Annotated in this window: 14 protein-coding genes; 8 read left to right on the forward strand and 6 right to left on the reverse strand. The window is 44.6% G+C overall.

Annotated elements, in window-relative coordinates; translation table 11 throughout:
- The first annotated feature begins 5 nt into the window (after nt 1-5).
- Together parC and ACTUJY_RS04585 are read left to right on the forward strand one after the other, a co-directional pair.
- Entirely contained in the window at nt 6-2249 is a 2244-nt protein-coding gene (parC, locus tag ACTUJY_RS04580) for a DNA topoisomerase IV subunit A (protein ID WP_463614880.1), read from the forward strand.
- Between the two features lie 36 nt (nt 2250-2285).
- Entirely contained in the window at nt 2286-3164 is an 879-nt protein-coding gene (locus tag ACTUJY_RS04585) for an HDOD domain-containing protein (protein WP_463614881.1), read from the forward strand.
- Here the strand turns inward: ACTUJY_RS04585 and ACTUJY_RS04590 are convergent.
- On the reverse strand, nt 3161-4480 hold the full coding sequence (locus ACTUJY_RS04590; protein WP_463614882.1) for an AhpA/YtjB family protein: 1320 nt from the start codon (nt 4478-4480) through the stop codon (nt 3161-3163). The two genes, ACTUJY_RS04585 and ACTUJY_RS04590, sit on opposite strands and share 4 nt — an antisense overlap.
- A gap of 134 nt (nt 4481-4614) precedes the next feature.
- Between ACTUJY_RS04590 and serB the strand changes: the two genes are divergently transcribed.
- Complete coding sequence (gene serB, locus ACTUJY_RS04595; RefSeq protein ID WP_463614883.1) at nt 4615-5562, forward strand: phosphoserine phosphatase SerB; 948 nt, start codon at nt 4615-4617, stop codon at nt 5560-5562.
- A 31-nt stretch (nt 5563-5593) separates the two neighbouring features.
- On the opposite strand, the gene ACTUJY_RS04600 is transcribed toward serB, so the two are convergent.
- From ACTUJY_RS04600 to epmB, 3 genes are all read right to left on the reverse strand, one after another.
- Nucleotides 5594-7663: an EAL domain-containing protein gene (locus ACTUJY_RS04600; protein WP_463614884.1), complete on the reverse strand. Its 2070-nt coding sequence runs from the start codon at nt 7661-7663 to the stop codon at nt 5594-5596.
- 185 nt (nt 7664-7848) lie between these two features.
- Nucleotides 7849-9702, reverse strand: a complete 1854-nt coding sequence (locus ACTUJY_RS04605) for a hypothetical protein (protein WP_463614885.1) — start codon at nt 9700-9702, stop codon at nt 7849-7851.
- 284 nt (nt 9703-9986) lie between these two features.
- Nucleotides 9987-11009: an EF-P beta-lysylation protein EpmB gene (gene epmB / locus ACTUJY_RS04610; protein ID WP_463614886.1), complete on the reverse strand. Its 1023-nt coding sequence runs from the start codon at nt 11007-11009 to the stop codon at nt 9987-9989.
- A 63-nt stretch (nt 11010-11072) separates the two neighbouring features.
- Between epmB and efp the strand changes: the two genes are divergently transcribed.
- Nucleotides 11073-11639, forward strand: coding sequence for an elongation factor P (gene efp, locus ACTUJY_RS04615; protein ID WP_463614887.1), 567 nt, complete (start codon nt 11073-11075; stop codon nt 11637-11639).
- Nucleotides 11640-11706: 67 nt separating this feature from the next.
- Nucleotides 11707-12654 carry an EF-P lysine aminoacylase EpmA gene (gene epmA / locus ACTUJY_RS04620; protein WP_463614888.1) on the forward strand — a complete coding sequence of 316 codons (948 nt, stop codon included), beginning with the start codon at nt 11707-11709 and terminating at the stop codon, nt 12652-12654.
- Here epmA and ACTUJY_RS04625 read toward each other — a convergent pair.
- Nucleotides 12614-13330 carry an adenosylcobinamide amidohydrolase gene (locus tag ACTUJY_RS04625; protein WP_463614889.1) on the reverse strand — a complete coding sequence of 239 codons (717 nt, stop codon included), beginning with the start codon at nt 13328-13330 and terminating at the stop codon, nt 12614-12616. The genes epmA and ACTUJY_RS04625 overlap by 41 nt on opposite strands.
- A gap of 71 nt (nt 13331-13401) precedes the next feature.
- A complete protein-coding gene (locus ACTUJY_RS04630) occupies nt 13402-14172 on the reverse strand; it encodes a hypothetical protein (RefSeq protein WP_463614890.1) in 771 nt (256 codons plus the stop codon).
- A gap of 234 nt (nt 14173-14406) precedes the next feature.
- Here ACTUJY_RS04630 and ACTUJY_RS04635 point away from each other — a divergent pair, with 234 nt between their 5' ends.
- From ACTUJY_RS04635 to ACTUJY_RS04645, 3 genes are read left to right on the forward strand one after another with little or no spacing between them, the layout of a single operon-like run.
- On the forward strand, nt 14407-15036 hold the full coding sequence (locus ACTUJY_RS04635) for a TetR/AcrR family transcriptional regulator (RefSeq protein ID WP_463614891.1): 630 nt from the start codon (nt 14407-14409) through the stop codon (nt 15034-15036).
- Between the two features lie 3 nt (nt 15037-15039).
- On the forward strand, nt 15040-16404 hold the full coding sequence (locus tag ACTUJY_RS04640) for an efflux RND transporter periplasmic adaptor subunit (RefSeq protein WP_463614892.1): 1365 nt from the start codon (nt 15040-15042) through the stop codon (nt 16402-16404).
- On the forward strand, nt 16401-19529 hold the full coding sequence (locus tag ACTUJY_RS04645) for an efflux RND transporter permease subunit (RefSeq protein WP_463614893.1): 3129 nt from the start codon (nt 16401-16403) through the stop codon (nt 19527-19529). Before ACTUJY_RS04640 ends, ACTUJY_RS04645 begins: the two co-directional genes overlap by 4 nt.
- Nucleotides 19530-19593 lie beyond the last annotated feature (64 nt).

A 19593-nucleotide genomic window follows, 5' to 3' on the forward strand; every position in this document is an offset into this window, starting at 1 on the left:
AGTTTATGGAATTCAACTTTGAAGGTGTCGAGCGCCAGTCGCTCGCTGATTTTACCGAAAAAGCCTATCTCAACTATTCCATGTATGTGATCATGGATCGGGCGTTGCCGCATATTGGTGATGGCTTGAAACCGGTGCAACGTCGTATTGTCTACGCCATGAGTGAGCTGGGGTTAAAAGCCAGCGCCAAGTACAAAAAATCGGCTCGTACTGTAGGCGATGTATTAGGTAAGTTTCATCCTCACGGTGACTCGGCTTGTTATGAAGCCATGGTATTGATGGCGCAGCCATTTTCCTATCGTTATCCATTGGTGGATGGCCAGGGCAACTGGGGCTCTCCGGATGATCCCAAATCTTTCGCCGCTATGAGATACACCGAGTCTCGACTGTCGAAATACGCAGAAGTGTTACTCAGCGAATTGGGGCAAGGCACGGTTGATTGGATACCCAACTTCGACGGCACCATGGAAGAGCCCAAAATTTTACCGGCTCGACTTCCTAACTTGTTATTAAATGGAACTACTGGTATCGCTGTGGGTATGGCTACCGATATCCCACCGCATAACTTGCGTGAAGTGGCCAGCGCTTGCATTCACATGTTGGAAAACCCAAAAGCGACGGTTGACGAGCTGATGGCATTTATTCCTGGGCCAGACTTTCCAACCGAAGCGGAAATTATTACTGCCAAAGTCGACATTCAAAAAATTTATGAAAGTGGTCGAGGCAGCATCAAAATGCGTGCGCGATATCAAATTGAAGACGGAGAAGTGGTGATTTCGGCGCTGCCACATCAAGTTTCAGGCAGTAAAGTACTTGAGCAAATCGCTCAACAGATGCAAGCGAAAAAGCTACCGATGGTGAGTGACTTGCGCGATGAGTCGGATCATGAAACCCCAACGCGGTTTGTCATCGTGCCTCGTTCCAATCGAGTCGATCTGGAAGCGCTGATGGGGCACCTATTTGCCACCACCGATCTGGAGAAAAACTATCGCGTTAATATGAACGTGATTGGCATCGATAACCGGCCCCAGGTGAAGCCGTTGAATCGCTTTATCAGTGAGTGGTTGACTTTTCGAACGGAGACTACACGTCGTCGATTAGAACACCGTTTAGGAAAAGTGAACGATCGCTTACATTTATTGGAAGGGATGTTAATCGCCTTTCTGAATATTGATGAAGTGATCCGAATTATTCGTACCGAGGATGAGCCAAAACAAGAATTAATGAAACGCTTTGGTTTAACCGAAGTACAGGCCAACTACATACTCGATACCAAGTTGCGCCAGTTGGCTCGATTGGAAGAAATGAAAATTCGTGGCGAGCAGGATGAGCTGGCCAAAGAGAAAGCCGAATTGGAAAAAATTCTTGGTTCTGCTCGTCGACTGAAAACCTTGGTAAAAAAAGAAATCGAGCAAGCCGCCAAAGAATACGGCGATGAACGCCGGTCGCCGTTGGTCGAGCGTGGCGAAGCCAAAGCACTGGATGAAACCGATTTGATACCGGCGGAACCCGTTACGGTGGTCATTTCGGAAAAAGGCTGGGTCCGCTGTGCTAAAGGTCACGAAGTGGATGTCGAAAACCTGAACTATAAAGCGGGTGATAAATACCTGTCACATGCGCTTGGTCGCAGTAATCAGCAAGCGGTATTTTTGGACTCTACCGGTCGAAGTTATGCAGCTCCTGCACACAGCTTACCATCGGCACGAGGTCAGGGAGAGCCCCTTTCCGGGCGATTTAATCCTATTGCGGGTTCGCTGTTTATGGCGACCTTGATGGGGCAGGATAAGGAGCTGTTTCTCATTGCATCCGATGCTGGATACGGTTTTGTCGCCAAGTTTGAAGATATCGTGACGCGTAACAAAAACGGTAAAGCTCTGCTGTCTTTACCTAAAGGCGCCAAAGTGGTGTCGCCGAAAGCGGTGTTGGATTACGAAAACCAGCTTTGTGTTGCAGTGAGCAATGAAGGAAGGTTACTGGTATTTCCAATTCGTGACTTGCCTTGTTTAGGGAAAGGTAAAGGCAATAAAATCATCAGCATACCTTCGGCACGTGTGCTCAGCCGAGAAGAATTTGTGGTGGATATTGCTGTTGTTTCGGAAAAAGATGAGCTTCTGGTGCACAGTGGTAAGCGCCATTTGCGTTTGAAAATGCGTGATCTAGAGCATTATCGAGGAGAGCGTGGTCGTCGCGGTAACAAACTGCCTCGCGGCTTCCAGAAAGTGGATAAATTAGAAGTCGACGGTATGTAAATACGAGAAAACATCACAATTCGCGTTGCCGGCGATATGTTCTATGCTTTTGATAAGCCTTTAAAAATTGCCGGAATGCCAGTGGCCGATGACATTTTGAAGGGGGTGTATATTCCCCCTCAACCCAAATTGATCGATGAGATCACAATGGCAGGTACCGATCTCGAAGATATCGCTGCCAAAATTTCCTCAGATCCTGGGGTCAGTGCCGCGGTGTTAAAAACCGTAAACTCCCCCTATTTTGGTTTGCAATCGCGTATCGCTTCAATTAACCAGGCCGTCATATTGCTTGGACTAGAGCGAGTCATCAACATCGTAAAATCGATGTTATTAAGAGCTTCCATGGAGGGGGTAAAAACGTCCATTGATATGGACAAGTTCTGGCTGTCGAGTTTTGCTGTGGCAACGGTTTCATCTGCAATATGTCGGCAGCTTAATCTTGGGCTAACTGACGAAGCTTACACACTAGGGCTTTTCCATAATTCCGGCATGCCAATCATTGCGCAAAAAGTACCAAATTATCCAGAGATCATCACCAGTGCCTATTCGCGTTCTGATGGAGGCATTACCCGCGAAGAGTTTAAAACCATAGGAATGCATCATGCGGCAGCGGGATATCGGTTAACACGGGTGTGGAAATTACCCAAACTCATTTCAGAAGCCGTTCGTAATCATCATGCGGTAGAGCGATTGCTTGATGATGCATCCATCGAAAATCCTAAGCTTAAATCATTGGTGTCGGTACTGAAAATTTCGGAACACATGGTAAAACTGCATTCACGATTAGCCGGGGTGGAGGACGATCACGAATGGGAAAATAATAAAACATCGGTGCTGGGTTTTTTAGGGTTGAGTGAGTACGACGAAGAAGACTTAGAAGACGCCGTCTCATATACCTTGGGTGGCATTCCTTAAGACCAATATTTTTGTGCCAGCGCCTGGGCTTGTCGATGGAGTAAAGCGCGACTTTCAGAATCCAGATCAATCGTTGAACTAGCCGAGTTTTCAATTTTAAAAACCGCGAGATGAAAATCACTGCTTTGCTCAACTTGCGATAATTGCGGAGCTAAAGCGGCATCGACCAGTGCAAAGTGTTCAACATGATGCAGCTTATTTACCCAATATTGAAACTGTTTTCCTGCAACTAAAGACAGTTGCGGAGTTAAGGGTTTAAAGTAAAGATCCATTTCTCCCAATACCAACGAGCAACGTGAGTTCGATTCCGCTAGCGAATCTTCGTTTTGCAAGTAATAAACCAAATAACCCAGTTTAACCAGATCGTTCAACTGATTTTCTTCGCCTGTAATAATGAATAGGTTTTGGCCGACCATACAAATCGATAACTCCAATAAAGTACAGGCTTCAAACAAACAATTTTGCCACTTCAATTGTTCAGCAAACTGATCTTCAATAGATTCATCATTGTTGCTGTCTAATATTAGTGATAAAAGAATTGTAAAACCTTTATGTCGAATTGTTGCTTGCGCCTTGGTATGGAAACCGTGCAATTTAACCGGACGAAAATGCAATGCATCGCTCTGATTTTTTTTCTGCTTGATTTGACTAGCAGCTTGCTCTAAAGAGGGAGACGTTGCAGTTTCTGAGTCACCCAATGCTTGCGACGAGACACTTTTGTTCGAAGCTTTTGGCAACGGCCGAGAACGTCGCCAAAGACTGATTAAGCCGAGGCTAGAAACCGAAAGAAAACCAATAAGCGTGAACAAGGTGATTTGAAAACTATCCTTACGTAACTGATATTCCAGTTGAGCACGATCGAGGGTGATCTTGAGCCAGCCCACCGGTGTTTTTTGCCAATGAATTTCGACCATAAAAGGTACAAGTGGCGATTGATAATCTGGTAGGTAGCTGGTCATTAGCGTTTTAACACTTTGATTTTTATCTTTACCCGTTTGGGGTGTTGAAGTTGCTTTCTCGGTAATTAAAGTGCCATCTAACCGATAAATCGCGGCTTCTAATACCGCTAGGTGCTCGGTCAACTCGTCCAATAACTGAGCGAGATACACTTTATCTTCGGAGACAACTGCTTCAGCACTGGCAATGGCTGCAACTTCAGTCATTTGGTGGCCAAGTTCTGCAACCCGAGTGTTCAGTAATTGACTCATTTGCCAGCTTAGCCAGAGCCAGGCGCCGAAGAAAATAACAGCACTGAAAAACAGGAACCAGATTGCTGCGTGCCAAAAAGTTGCTACCGCTCGAGTAGGTTGTGTCATGGTTATAATGTCTGATTTTTTTTAATTTGAAAAACATGCTCTAAAGGAATTATGAGGACTTTTTAAGATGAGGGCAATCATTGCTAAGGGATGGTACACTGGTCGCAAATTTATAGAAACGCTTAACTTTTGTCATGATGGATAAACCGCAAAAAGCAATCATCGAACATTTTCTTTGGCAAGCATCGCGGTGGCAAGAAACAGCCATCGTCGCTGATTACCGCTGGTCATTGCGTATGTGGCCCGAAAATCAGGCGATTGCAACTGCGTTACTCGAAGTTCTTGCAGAACATAACACGCCTTGTTTTGGGCGCATTATGCGAACCGAAACTACGGAGTGGCTTTTTCCGGAGGTCACTCCGGATTTACTGAATGCGTTGGTCGTAAAACTGGCGCAATCCGAAATCAATTACGCGATTCAACCTATAGAAGCCCGACATCAATTACCAAAGTTGCTTGTGTTCGATATGGACTCAACGCTGATTCAAATGGAGTGTATTGACGAGCTCGCCAGGCGTTGTGGATTTTACCAGCAGGTTTCTGAAATTACGGAGTCAGCTATGCGAGGAGAATTGGATTTTTCACAAAGTCTTCGTAAGCGAGTCGCGGTGTTAAAAGGGTTGTCGGTACTGGAAATTCAATCGATGACTCAAGAGCTGCCCTTCACTTCGGGCGTAAGAGAGCTGGTGGACTGGGCAAAACAACAAGGCATTAAGTTAGCCGTGGTATCCGGTGGTTTTATACCTTTTGTAGAAGCTTTAAAAAAGCAATTGGGATTTGATTACGCGTTGGCGAACGAGTTGGCCGTTAATGATGAGTGTCTTAACGGTGAAGTCGTGGGTAATATTGTCGATGGAAATGCAAAGCGTGCGGAACTCTTAAGGTTAAAGCAGGTGTTAGCCCTAGAAGCGAGTGAAGTTTGGGCTATCGGGGATGGTGCAAATGATTTACCGATGATGCAAGTGGCTGGTCTTGGCATCGCGTTTGATGCCAAGCCGAAAGTCAAAGCGGCAGCGAAAGCCGCTATTGTTAAACCCGAAATGGGGGATTTGTTACAACTGTTAAAGCAACAGGTCGGTTGAGTGGTAGCCGCTGTAGGCATTAAGTATTAATTTAGAACTCAGTGGATGAAAAGTCGAAATTCAGCTCTTTCATTGGGGCCTGTAAGTAAAATCCTTGAATATAACCCACACCTAATGGCCATAATGCGGCCAAACTGGCGGCGTCTTCAACTTTTGGTGTAACCGTGGCAATATCTCGTTGATGCGCTTCGTTACAAATTTGAGTGATGTCGGAAATGGCGTCACCACCTTCTGAAAGACCCAAGGTGATCTCACCTTCACTGATTGCGTAGTTAGGAATAATTTGATCCAATAATGTAAAGTGTTCCGCACTGTTGCGTAAGTGGCTAATAGCAACCTGTACTTTAATTTTACGTAATGCGTTTGCCATTAGTATTACGCGTTTTAAATAGGTCATAGCATCGTCTGCTTTTACTGTGATGACCAATGAAGTCGGTGGTTGTTTGCTGCTTTTCAACAAATCAGAAATAAAAGATACGATACCTTCATCGGTTAATGCAGCAGAAGAGAGATGGATAAAAACAGAGGCTTTGGTTTTGCTGCCATGCAATTGCTTAATGGACTGCATCAATACCCAGCGATCCAATTTAGCCGCCAGGCCGGAAGCTTCGGCAATAGGGAAGATTTCGCCAGGGGACACTTCACCTTTGTCGGTCTTCATTCTTAATAAAGCCTGATACAGCGGCTTTTCATCGCCATGTAATTTAACGATGGGTTGATACACAAGATATAACTTACCTGTTTCAATCGCGTCATGAATTTTCTCGATCATTTCGCTGTGTTCCGAGCGTTCTTGATCCACCATCTTGTTAAAGACTTTAACGCCATCCCCTTTATTTTTGACCACTCGCTGACACGCAGAGTGCGCGAAAGAAATCACATCGCGTGCATTCGAGGCCTGATCGCCTACCGGAGCCAAACCGATACTCAATGTAAGTTTCAGGGTTTTGCCTTCAATTTCGAAGAGGTGCTTTTTAATCTGCTTGCAAAGGTTTTCAGCAAAGCTTTTTGCTTGCTCGATCGATTCTTCTTCGAGTAAGACCATGAACGATTCGTTACCAAAACGCGCCAATATAGCACTGTCATCGGCTTGCTGCTGCAACCAGTTGGCAGAGTCGGTGATTATGTCATCGGAACCGGTAATACCGAATTCTTTTTCGATTGATTCGTATTGATCCAGCTCAATAAATAACAGGTGTCTTCTTTGGCCAGACTCACTACTGACACTAATAATTTCGTCAAGTTTGTCTTGAAAGTAGGTTTGATTGTAAAGGCCCGTTAGCACATCCTGCGCACTGAGCTCTTTCACCTTAGCTTCCAGCTCTGCACTGTCGCTGGTGGTTTTTATTAACACTTGGGTACAAGCTTCGTTATCGTAGGTCGCATTAGACAAGGTGAGTATTGCATCGAACTCAGACATATCACCTTTAATTCCCTGACATGCAAAGTGATTATTCGATGGGTTTTTGGCGTATTGCCGAAGAAAGTTTTTAAAGTCATCATGGCAGTTCGATGCAATCATATCCATGACGGGCATACAGAGGAGCTCGTCCGGATCTTCAAAGCCAAAGAGCTCGACATAAGATTGGTTGGCATAGATGTGCATTCCATCATGAATATAAGCGATGGCATCTTGTGAGCTATCGAGTAACAAGCTGCAGCGTTTTTCCGTTTCTGCCAATTGCAGCTCCGCTTTTTTGCGCAGTTTTCGTTGATCGAGGTTTTCCAGTTCTCGTTTGACGATCAGGTACAAGCGTTCCTGGCTGGCAAATGGCACGGCGTCTTTGATGCCCACTTTCAAAGCAGAAATTAAGTCGGACTCGTTGTCTTCATCGGTGACCAATATGACGGGAACATCACGACCGTGCTCATCGATGAGCTCAATGACTCGTGTTGCGTTTAAGCCTTTTACTTCGGCGCGCGTCAAACACAGATCCCAAGATTGACGTGCCAAGTGTTCTTGTAAATCGTCCTCCTTGATCACTTGAGTGGCCCGTACCGGATATCCATGATTTCGCAATGTGGTGATCATGGTTTCAGCATCGTTAGAGGATGGTTCCAACATTAATACGTGAACGGGCTTAATCTCGTTATTGGCCATTGAAGCGCAGACTTTCCTTTGATGTTATTGGACTCAGTTGGAGCTCGGTTCGACAATAAGTATCGAATTATCAGGGATCTATTGAGATTGTAGCTGAGATCGGGCGGCTTAGGAACCGCTCCACCGAGAAATTACTTTAAGCCTTTGTGAAAAAATGTGATCCAGTTCCATTGAGATTAGGTGACTTAAATCAGATCCCATACATTTTCAAACCCATCATCTTGTGCATTCATATCGTTGGCTAATTTTTTTGCTGGTCCTTCGTTGAGCGTACTCAAGCGCTCAAAATAAAACTGGCGGTAGCCCTGCGAAGAGGATACCAACTTGGTAAGGCGTGCTTCATAGACTTCATCGCCATCAACCACGGTAACTTTTTGTTTCGGTGCATAGAAGACCGGGTTGGTGATTAGAGTTGCTGGCTGGCCGATACCTTTTAGCTCAGGTAAGAGTAACGCATTTTGAAAAACCTGACCATTCGGTTTACCGCTGCGCATTTGTGACTGAACGGGTTTTGCACCAGGGGCAATCAATTGTACGCCGAGTTGGATACCTGGATTTTGCTTGGAGCGTTTTATCCAGCGGATCACACCAATGTGCCAACTCTCATCGCCATTGGCTTCAGTTTCCACTAGGCCGATGACTTCACCGGTTTGAGTGTGTTGCGGTGGTTGTCCACCGAAACTTATGCAATACCCCCCGGGGCTGATATTAACGATGTCAACGTCGATGAGATCGTAATTTTGGTTGAGCTGGCCGATATCGCTTTTGCCAAAGGCGGCGGCGTAATCAATTTCATTGGTTTCCGGAACCGCTTGTTTGGGGCGATAAAGTTTGGCCCAAACGTCTTCACCGGTCGGTTCGTTATAAAAACTTTGATTGCCGAATTTTTCAAGCATGTTCACAGTTGCCTGATCTTCAACCAGAGTCGCGTTTTGCAAACTGCCTTCGTAGTGTGCCAGGGTTTCGGGTTCGACTTCCTCTACTTCGTCTTCTTCCAATCCGAAGCCAGAAAGAATTTGAAACGTGGCTGTTAATCCAACGCTAACCTTAAGATGGCCATCGCAAGGTGTGCGAGCAAAATTTCGTGAAGACAGGTGTGCCCAGTTTTTTAACAAATGGCGCGTCAGGCGAACGGAAAGCCCGCCAATTGATACTTCTTCACGGAGTGATTCTTTGTTTTCTTTCAAACTTTTTTGCAGTTCTTGCACAACAAAATCGAGGTTCATTGCAAAACAGAAGCGGCTTGGACGAATTTTACTTAAAGCCTGATGAATCGGTGGCAATGGTTGGTTAAGATCGATCACAAAACGGTTATCGAAACGGCTCGATACTTCCAATTTGCAATGTTCAACATAGCGTTGTAAACCGTTAAAAACGGCTTCAATTTCTTGCTGTCGCAATTGATAAGGGTTGGCAATCGATAAGAGTGCAATTTTTTTGAAAATCTCTTCTATCGAGTGTTCGTGTTGAAAACCTTCGAACTGACAGTTTTTAGTGTGCAGCTTTTGCTCTAGAGCAAAGCGGTAAATGGTGTTGATTTCTTTCCATATTCGCGAAGGTACGTCGGTATACACCTGATAGCAGCGAACAACGGTCAACGACAGGTATTCCAGCGCCAAAAACAAAGACTGGTGCAGCATGCTTTTCTTTAAAAGACTGGGTGATTCGGCTTGATGTTCAATGATAAATTTAAAGCCGATCGCCATTTCGGTATGAATGGCCTGAACCAGCGCGGCAACCTTTTTTTGTTTGTCGGATAGATTCAAGGTGTGACCGGTAAAATGGCGAGAGAGTGATTTCAACACCAACTGTACCGGAGTGTGTAAAGCCAAAAGAATTTTAAATCGATCGTCGTCATCCAATGTCGACTTATTACACTCGAGCAGTATTTGATACAGTCGTTTTGATGAGTCGGAAATATTAGCAATGGGCAAAGTTTCCAGCCAACGACTGACGTGCTTGGGCGTAAGTTTACCCACCAGACTGGATTTCATGGCCTCTGGTTCGCGAATGCTAAGCCCTAGTTTTCCATGGATCATACTACTTGTCCCTGATGTTGTGCACTGATCGATGAGGTTTTAAAACACATATATATTAGCCGTAAACTGCCTATTTTACAGCCTTTTTTCTGAGTTCAATCTCAAGAAGAAATAGCTGTGCTACCTTTAATGAATAGTTCAAAGCTTGCCAAATGTCACGAAAAACTGCTGAAAATCGCTTCTTTGAGACATTCATAATTGATGCTAAGTGTCTCTATGAACACTGATTAATTATTAACCTAAAATCAAGTTAATGAGCTAATTGATTGATATCTGGTCAATATTTAAAGACGAAACGGTGTTTTCGAGGCTTCACCGGGCACTTCTCTTACCAGTTTAGGAACCAGATAGCCTGAAAGTCGGGCCAGCATTTGATTGTGCAGGTTTACGGCATCGACTTCGCTTACTTCAAAATGATGCACACCAAGTACGCGATCCAACAAGTGCAGGTAATAAGGTTGAATGCCCACCTTAAACAGCCGTTCACTCAAATCACACAGGGCATCGCTTGTGTTATTCACTTGACGAAGCAGTACCGACTGATTCAGTTGACGAATACCTGCTTGCTGGCAACGTTTTGCTGCATTAGCTACGGCAGTGTCAATTTCATTGGCATGGTTAATATGCCACACCAGTACCCAAGTCAGAGGTGATTGCTCGGCAAGAGCGAGTAGGGTGTCTGTGATCCGATCCGGAATCACCAGTGGCAAACGCGAGTGTATGCGCAGCCTTTGTAATTGGGGCAAAGAAGCCAGCAGATCATGTAAGCGTTTCAGCTTTTCATCACTGAGCAATAAAGGTTCCCCGCCACTTAAAATCACCTCATCGATTTCTGGATGTTGTTGAATATAGTCTCGCCACTGTTCCCAAATTCTGTCACCAGGTACTTGATCCGGATAATCAAAATGACGCCGAAAACAATACCGGCAATTAATGGCACAGCTCGCGGCGGTGATAGTGAGCACTCGCGCGCCGTATTTGTGTAGCATTCCCGGAACGGGATTCTGGCGGGACTCTTCCAATGGGTCGGTCGTAAATCCTTCCTGATGTTCGAACTCTTCACTTCGAGGCCACACTTGTAAAAACAACGGATCTTGAGGGTTTCCGACCTCCATGCGAGACACATAAGCTTCCGGAACGCGCAACTTGAACAATTGGTTTGCATCGCCGTTACCACATTCTTTTTCGGTCAGGTTCAAACGTTTGAGTAACTGCTTGGGCTCGGTGATAGCCGTAGCCAGTTGTTTTTTCCAATCAGAGCTGTGACAAAGAGGTGGGTTACAGGGTAAAATTGCTGTTTTATTCACTACGATATTACTCGGCGGTTCAATGCGACTAAGGTGTATGGGCCCGCATGTTTGAGGTGTTTGATGGCAACGTATAATACCAATGAATTTAAAAATGGCCTAAAGATTATGCAAGATGGCGAGCCTTGCGTGATTGTGGAAAATGAATTTGTTCGTCCAGGAAAAGGCCAGGCTTTTGCGCGTGCCAAACTCCGTTACTTATTGTCGGGCCGAGTGGTCGAGCGTACATTTAAATCAACAGAGAGTGTTGAGGGTGCCGATGTTATGGACACCGATATGGAATACCTTTATACCGATGGTGAGTTTTGGCATTTTATGGACCCCAATACTTATGAGCAAATTGCTGCCGATGCGAAAGCTATAGGTGATAATGCCAAGTGGTTGATTGAACAAAACTCGTGTCAGGTGACTTTATGGGATGGGCGACCGATTTCGATCACACCACCCAATCAGGTTGTGGTGGAAGTTACCGACACCGATCCCGGATTAAAAGGCGATACTTCAAGCGGTGGAAATAAACCGGCAACAGTTAATACCGGTGCCGTGGTGCGTGTTCCTCTGTTTGTTCAAATTGGCGATAAGATAAAAGTAGATACTCGTACTGGTGATTACGTCAGTCGAGCCAACTAAACAACAAGCGTTAAAAAAAGGGCAGCATCGCTGCCCTTTTTTAATGGAACGGTGAATGGAGTAAATCATGACACCTTGGCAGCCATCCGCATCGATTGGAAATTTACAGCAACGAGCAAACGTATTGCGAGAAATTCGCGAGTTTTTTTACTCACGAAATGTGATGGAGGTGGATACCCCTGCGTTAATGCCGCATACCGTCACCGATCCTTATATGACGGCTTTGTCGCTGACCATGGGAAAGCAAAAACTCTATTTACAAACCTCACCCGAATACGCAATGAAACGACTGTTGGCCGCTGGTATTGGTGATATTTATCAGCTGTCGAAAAACTATCGCAGCGATGAAGTGGGACGCAAGCACCAACCAGAATTTACCTTGCTTGAGTGGTACCGAGTTGGCTGGGGTCATCATCGATTGATGGATGAAGTTTTCGACTTGGTTTCACACATTTCGGGTATTCGACAACGTGAAAATTTCAGCTATCGAGATGTGTTTATCAACAATTTACAGCTTGATCCTTTTACCATATCTGACTTGGATTTACGAAATCGAGCTGAGCAGGCGTTTGGTCCTTTAACGGAAGAACTGTTTCGTGATGACTATTTAACGTTATTGTTTGCAGAAAAAATTGAACCTCTGTTAGGAAAAAACTCAATCGCTTTTGTCTACGATTTTCCTGCCAGTCAATCGGCATTAGCGCGATTACTTCCCAATCAATCGGATTGTGCTGGTCGCTTTGAAGTCTACTGTCGGGGCATTGAGTTAGCGAATGGGTTTTGGGAGTTGTGTGATGCCAAAGAACAGCGACAACGATTCATCGACGATCATAAAAAGCGAAGTGCGATGGGTATCAATCAGCCCGAAATCGATGAGTGTTTTCTTGCTGCGCTAGAGCAGGGGCTACCGGAATGCAGTGGCGTTGCGTTGGGAGTGGATCGATTATTGATGTTGGCACTTAAAAAAGATCATATCAACGAGGTTCTGCCATTTCCTCTTGTGACCAATGAATAGAGCGAATGGTTGCGTCTTTTACCATGGCACCTATCAATTCGCCCATTAATAGGTGCTTTCCACAGTAATCGAGCGTGGGTGTATCATATCCGTTTACAAATACCGTGGCATCCGTTCCGGTTCCTGTCGCCATTTGGTTCGAAAGCGGACTCATGACTTGGCACTCCTGCATCGCTGCCGCTTTTGCTTCACTGGCGATCATTATCGCTTCTACCATTGCCGGTTCACTAAACGTTGCTGAGGTGCAAATAATGGTATTAATGGTGCCTGCTACCATTTGCGAGTGAAACGTTTGAACATCTGCGGTGTCACCTGCGCGGCGTGGATGCGATAATCCCACAGTAACCAGTACCATCAGCTCAACGCCCTGTCGATATTCTTGTACAACTTGTAAAGACTCTATGGGGGCAGAAGTCATTAAGCCTACGCTGACACCTTGCCAATCGTTTTGCTCGCAATAGGTTTGTAAATATTGTTGTGGCGATTGCGTGAAGGCGTCGGAATCATTCACTTTTTTATTGAACACACGCTGTGCGATACATAAACCACCGTTGTATACAGCCGAGCTGAGCACACGGCGCGGTGTGGAAAAATCCAATCGAATGTGATGTGGCGTCTGTTCTAGTATCATAGGGAATAACTTAGTTGGCATACGATCGTGGTAGCTTAAAAACATCACCTATGGTCCAGGCAATAATGCTTTAATCGCTTACCACTGATCGAGCTTAGTTATTGTGATTTTAAAAATCAATCCCAGCGATTGAATATTAAATGAAGCTGATTGTCAGCGTCGGTAACGAAAATAAAATAACCACCGCCAGTTGTCGGTAAACCACAAATGCTAGGCTTGTTGATTCGAGTCATACATTGCATTTTATGGGCGGGGTGATCCGCGGTTGCAAAAGTACAAGTCGATGAAGTTTGAGCCAGGGTTTCGACCTGATCTCGAGCGGCACGTGCCATCACATAACGCAAATCGCGAAAGGCCACATAGCGGTCAACATTCAGATTAAAAGCATAACTGTCGTTTAAATTACCTAATAGATCACTGTAGCAAAGTTCGGGTTGAGGCATCCAAAGGCTTTGGTAGTCATTTTCGGTTGTTAGCTGTGGAAATGCGGAGTAATCGTCGTATTCGGTTAACACGATATTGGTGGAGTCCACATAATCACGAACAACGATAAATTCGCCTGCATCACTGGGCACACGGCATACCGTACTTCCTGCAATCGTTTCACACACAATGGTAGACCGGTTCATCGGTTGTTTAAATGTTTGGCATTCTGAATTTTTGTCAGAAAAGGTTTTCGCCAGTTCACTCACTGCGCGCGCGGCATAATCTCGTTTGTCTTCCAGTTCGTAATAAAAGTCGGTAAACAGGTTCCAGGTTTTATCGTCGGCTGTATTGGCGGGACTCATATCGGCCAAACACCGAGACAAAGATGGGATCTGAAAGTCTGCAGCTTGAGTCCAGGATGCAAAAGATAAAATGAAGACGAAAAGTAGGGTTAAACGCATTTTTTATTCCTTGTAATTGAAAAAGGGCGCGGGATGCTACAGCAAAGAGATCAGAAGGAACAGGTGAATAATCCCATTGATTTTAAAAGGAAATTTTTGTTGCTGTTTATCTCAAAGTGCTGTTTTTTTGAATTGGGGTGGTGAAGTTGAATGGTTTTTAAGCAAGTTTTTGTTGCGTTCATCGGTGTTTTTCGATTTAATTACACAGTTGATTAATTAAATGTGCTGAACGTCATGAATGCATCTCGTGGTCGTCCTGTCGATAGCGAAAAACAGCAACAACAAAAACAGCGGCTACTGGCCGCTGCGCGTGATTTACTGAGTGAAAAATCGTTTAAAAGTGTCACGATAAGAGAACTTGCCGAGCGTGCTGGTGTCAACTCCGCCATGGTCCGATATTACTTCGGTAACAAAGAAGGTTTGTTTATTGCGTTGATTGATCAAATGTCTCAACAGCATTTTGCACAACTGCAGTCGTTAATCAGTCAACCGGATCCTATCCGTGGGTTTATCGAGCGTATGCTTACAATGGTGTGCCATCGAAAAGAAATGGTGCGCTTCATTCACGATGAAGTGTTGCATGGGCATTCCAAGTTAAAAGATGCGTTTTTACAACGCATGCCAAAACGCATGGCCCAGTTTTTACCACGGTTGATCCAAAACGAAATTGATGCGGGGCATTTTCGATCCAACCTCAATGCGCGGGATGCCGCATTCAGTTTAATGGCTTTGATCATGATGCCGGTCGTGGCAACACCGGTTCGTGAAGAAATTTGGAAAATTCCTGCCAGCTACATCGAGAGTCCTGAGTGGGCAGAGCATATTTATCAATTATTTGTCACCGGTTGCAACAAGGAGATATGAGCAATGCAGCAATGGTTTCAGCATAAGTTGGCATTGCCAGCTTTTATATTTTTCGGCGTTATCCTTACATGGGTGGTTGTTTCGCTACAACCGGATATGCAACACAACCCAGAACAAAAGCCAGCGCCGGCGGTTCATGTGATCAAACTGGAACAACGAATGTTACGGCCCATCATCATTGGATACGGTAATGTTGAGCCGGATCGCAAACTCGACGCTAAGGCGGAGGTGAGTGGACGCGTCGTGTATGTTCATCCCGAACTAAAAAAAGGTGCGGTGTTACCGAAAGATACTTTGCTGGTGCAAATAGACGACAAAGACTATCAATTAGCGCTTAAACAGGCACAAGCCGATTTATTAGCAAATCAGGCTAACCTAAAAGAAATGGAACTGACCATAAAAAATAATGAGTTGGAATTAAAGTTAGCGAAGCAAAAATTAAGTGTTCGCGAAAAAGAGTTAAAGCGACTGGAGAAGTTGCGAGCCAGCGGCTCTGTTTCACAATCCAATCTTGATGCTGAGCGACAAAACGTTCTTCAGCAACAACAAGAAGTCCAAAAGTTGGAAAATGCCAAAACAACGTTGCCATCGGATCTCGAAGTGATCAAAGCCCAAATCGCGATTGCCAGCGCTAAGGTAGAGCAAAACCAACGCAACTTGAACCGTACTCAAGTGCGATTACCTTTTAATGCGCGCATTAGTTTGGTCGCCGTTGAACAGGAACAATATGTCGCAACAGGCTCCACACTGTTTAATGCATTCAGTATGGAAAAAATGTTGATCAATGCGCAATTTGCATTAGAGCAATTTAGAGAACTAGCCACTGGTTTTCAGGAGCAGCAACTACAACCTTTTGCCAGTGGTGGGTCATCGACTTCTCGACAATTAATGCAAAGCCTTGGGTTAACCGCCAAAGTGAAAGTCGCAGGTACCCAACTTGACTATTGGGATGCCGAAGTGGAGCGTCTGGTTGATAATCTGGATCCGCAAAGTCGAACTTTGGGTGTGGTGGTCAGTGTCAGTGGTAGTTATCAAAACATTAAGCCTGGCGTGCGGCCACCGTTGTTAGAAGGTATGTATATGGAAGTGGAACTACGCGGGGCTCCTCAGATGTATATTGCTTTTCCTCGCGCTGCGTTACATCAACAACAAGTGTATCTGGTAAACGATCAGCAAAAACTTTTACGAAAATCGTTGCGCAACTTGCAGCTGCAAAATGAATTGGCATTGGTAAAAAGCGAATTGAGCGCAGGCGATTGGTTGATCACATCGGATGTTTTTCCAGCGATTGATGATATGCCAGTGGCTCCATACCCCGATGAACACTTACAGCAACAAATGATACGCTGGATGGAGCAAGCCCAATGATCCGCTACTTTGCTGCCCATCCCACAGCCGCTAATTTGCTTATGATCCTATTTTTAGTGTTAGGGATAATGACTTTGCCACAACTCAAACGAGAAACGTTTCCGGAGGTCAAGCGTTGGAGCGTTGAAGTTTCCGTTGCTTATCCCGGAGCGGCTCCACAAGATGTAGAGTTGGAGATTTGCCGTAATCTGGAAGACGCTTTGGACGGTATCAGTTTCGTGGAAGAAAAAGTGTGTCAAGCGCGCCACAGCCTTGGAATCATGACCATTAAAATGTTAGAACAAGGCGACTTTAAGCAATTTAAAGACGACGTAAAATCAGCGGTAGACGCAATTAAGGAGTTTCCACAACAAGCTGAAGCGCCAGTAATCGAAGAAAGTGGGCGAACACAAAATGTTATTGCCATTGCATTGACCGCCAATATACCCCGCGGTGAGCTTAAAAATTTAGCCGAACAATTGAAACAGCAGTTATTGCGTGAACCAGAAATTCCTTTGGTTGAAATTGATGGTTTCTCTGAGCGCCAACTTCGCATTGAAGTTTCGCAAGCCAATTTGCGAAATTACGGTTTAAGCTTACATCAATTGATTAATATCATTAACTCGCAAAATATCGACTTACCATTAGGCGCAATAGAAACGACATCTCGTGAGGTACAGTTGCGTTTCAACGATGAACGCCGAAGTGCACAAACACTCAGTGAACTGGTAATACTTCGTGGTGAACTAGGAAGCGAAGTTAAAATGGGTGATATTGGTCGAGTGGTCGATACATTTGAGTTGGCCGAAGATAAAATTTTATTTAACAGCGAACCGGCGGCATTGTTAAAGATCAATAAAAACAGTATCGACGATAGTTTGGATGTTTTATCTGCGGTGGAGCGATTTATCGATAAAGCCAGCGCTAAACTACCCGAAGGTGTAACGCTTCAGCTCACACAAGATGCGACCAGCATCATCAAAGATCGCATTCAATTATTAGGTACCAATGCTTGGCAAGGTTTGTTGCTGGTGTTTGGTGTGATGTGGTTATTTTTTACTATTCGTTACGCCTTTTGGGTGGTCATGGGATTGCCGGTTTCCTTTTTAATGAGTTTTTTTGTACTGAGTTATTTCGGCATCACGATTAATATGATTTCTATGGTGGCATTGCTACTGGCGTTGGGCATTTTAATGGACGACGCAATTGTTATTTCGGAATCCATTGCCAGCCAAATACGTCATGGTAAATCACCTTTAGAAGCCGCGGTTGACGGTACTAAAATGGTGGCCAGCGGTGTCTTTTCTTCTTTTTTAACAACACTGTGTATTTTCATTGGTCTTATTTTTATTGAAGGGGATCTTGGCCAAATATTAAAAGTGATCCCTATTGTTTTGATCTCGGTAATCAGCGTCTCTCTGATTGAAGCGTTTTTAATTTTACCGAGTCATTTAAATCATTCGTTATCGCACGCACACAAAAAAGAAGAATCGGCATTTCGGACTCAATTTAACACTCGCTTCGAACAATGGCGTCTGAAGGTTTTCAATTTGGTTGAAACTTTGATTCGATATCGATACGCGTTTATTGGTGGTGTAATAGCGCTGTTAATCTTTTCTATGAGCATGTTGGTAACGGGAATATTAAAGTTTTCTGCTTTCCCAGCTATCGAAGGCGACATGCTTCAAATGCGTATTCTTATGCCAGCAGGAACACCACTTGCCCGAACCGAGAAAGTGGTGCAGCAAAGTTTACAAGCCCTTCAAGAGTCATCGGAACATTTTTCAATCGATGAATCGGAACCATTGGTTAAAGCGGTAAGTGTCGAGTACAGCGTGAACTCGGATGCGCAGGAGTCTGGGCCACACTTGGCTACTATCAGTGTGGATTTACTTACGGCTGAGCAGCGCAACACTCGGCTCCAATACATTATTGATGAATGGCGTAAACGAATGGGGGTGGTTGCCGATGCGCAAACTATTTCTATCAAAGAGCCGGGGTTAGGGCCCAGCGGTCGCGCCATTGAAGTTCGAATATACGGTGATGCGTTTGAACAACTCAGCGAGGCGTCTTATCAATTGCAGCAGTGGTTAGCGGGGTATCCGGGCGTCAATAATGTTCTCGATGATTTACGGCCCGGTAATCCAGAGTTCAGTTTAACTTTAAAGCCGGGGGCTTACAGCTTAGGTATTGATGCACAAACCATTGCCAATCAAATGCGTGCGGCGTTTCAAGGGGTAAAAGTTTTGGAAACTCATCGTGGTTTAGAAACTTACGACGTCACCGTAATGTTGTCGGAGTCTTCACGTAACGATTTTTCCGACTTGGATACATTTGGTATTGTGCATCCGCAAAGTGGTGTGGTAATCCCGCTTTCTAACCTTGTACATATTTTACCGACTCGAGGTTACTCACGCATAGGCCGAGTCAATAATCAAAGGGCGGTTACAGTATATGGTGATATTGATCCGTTGCAAAATAATACGGCAAAAGTAATTGCAGATGTTCAAAAACGTTGGCAGCCGCAATTTGAACAACAATTTCCAGACTTATCGATCAGCTTTGAAGGTGAAATTAAAAACGGCGCCGTGACGCAACAATCGATGGGGCAATCCTTTATTCTTGGAATCATCGGTGTGTTTTTATTGTTGTCGTTTCAATTTAAAAGTTACATTGAACCCTTGGTGGTGATGATAGCGATCCCATTAGCGTTAATTGGTGTCATTTGGGGGCATATGCTGATGGGCTTGAATTTTACCATGCCATCGGCTTTAGGGTTTGTTTCGCTGGCGGGTATTGTGGTGAACGATTCCATTTTGTTGGTGCAATTTGTGAAGCGTCGTGTGGCTGAAGGATTATCGGTTCACGACGCAGCTGCTAAAGCAAGTTACGATCGATTTCGTGCGGTTTTATTAACCTCGGTTACAACGGTTGCTGGTATGACGCCATTACTGTTTGAAACCAGTTTACAAGCGCAAATTTTAATTCCTTTAGCAACCAGTATCGTGTTCGGAATAATAACATCGACGCTGTTGGTGTTGTTTGTGATACCTTGTTTGTATTCAATATTGGAAGATTTTGGTTTTGCAAATGCGAATGATTTTGACGGTACAGAAAAGGCGAGGGAGGCTAGTCATATCGCGTAACTCAAATTTCTTATTTTTTTTTATGTCATAACACGACTTTTTTATGTTTAGAAATAATATAGTT

Source organism: Pleionea sp. WD8-19, assembly GCF_055326765.1.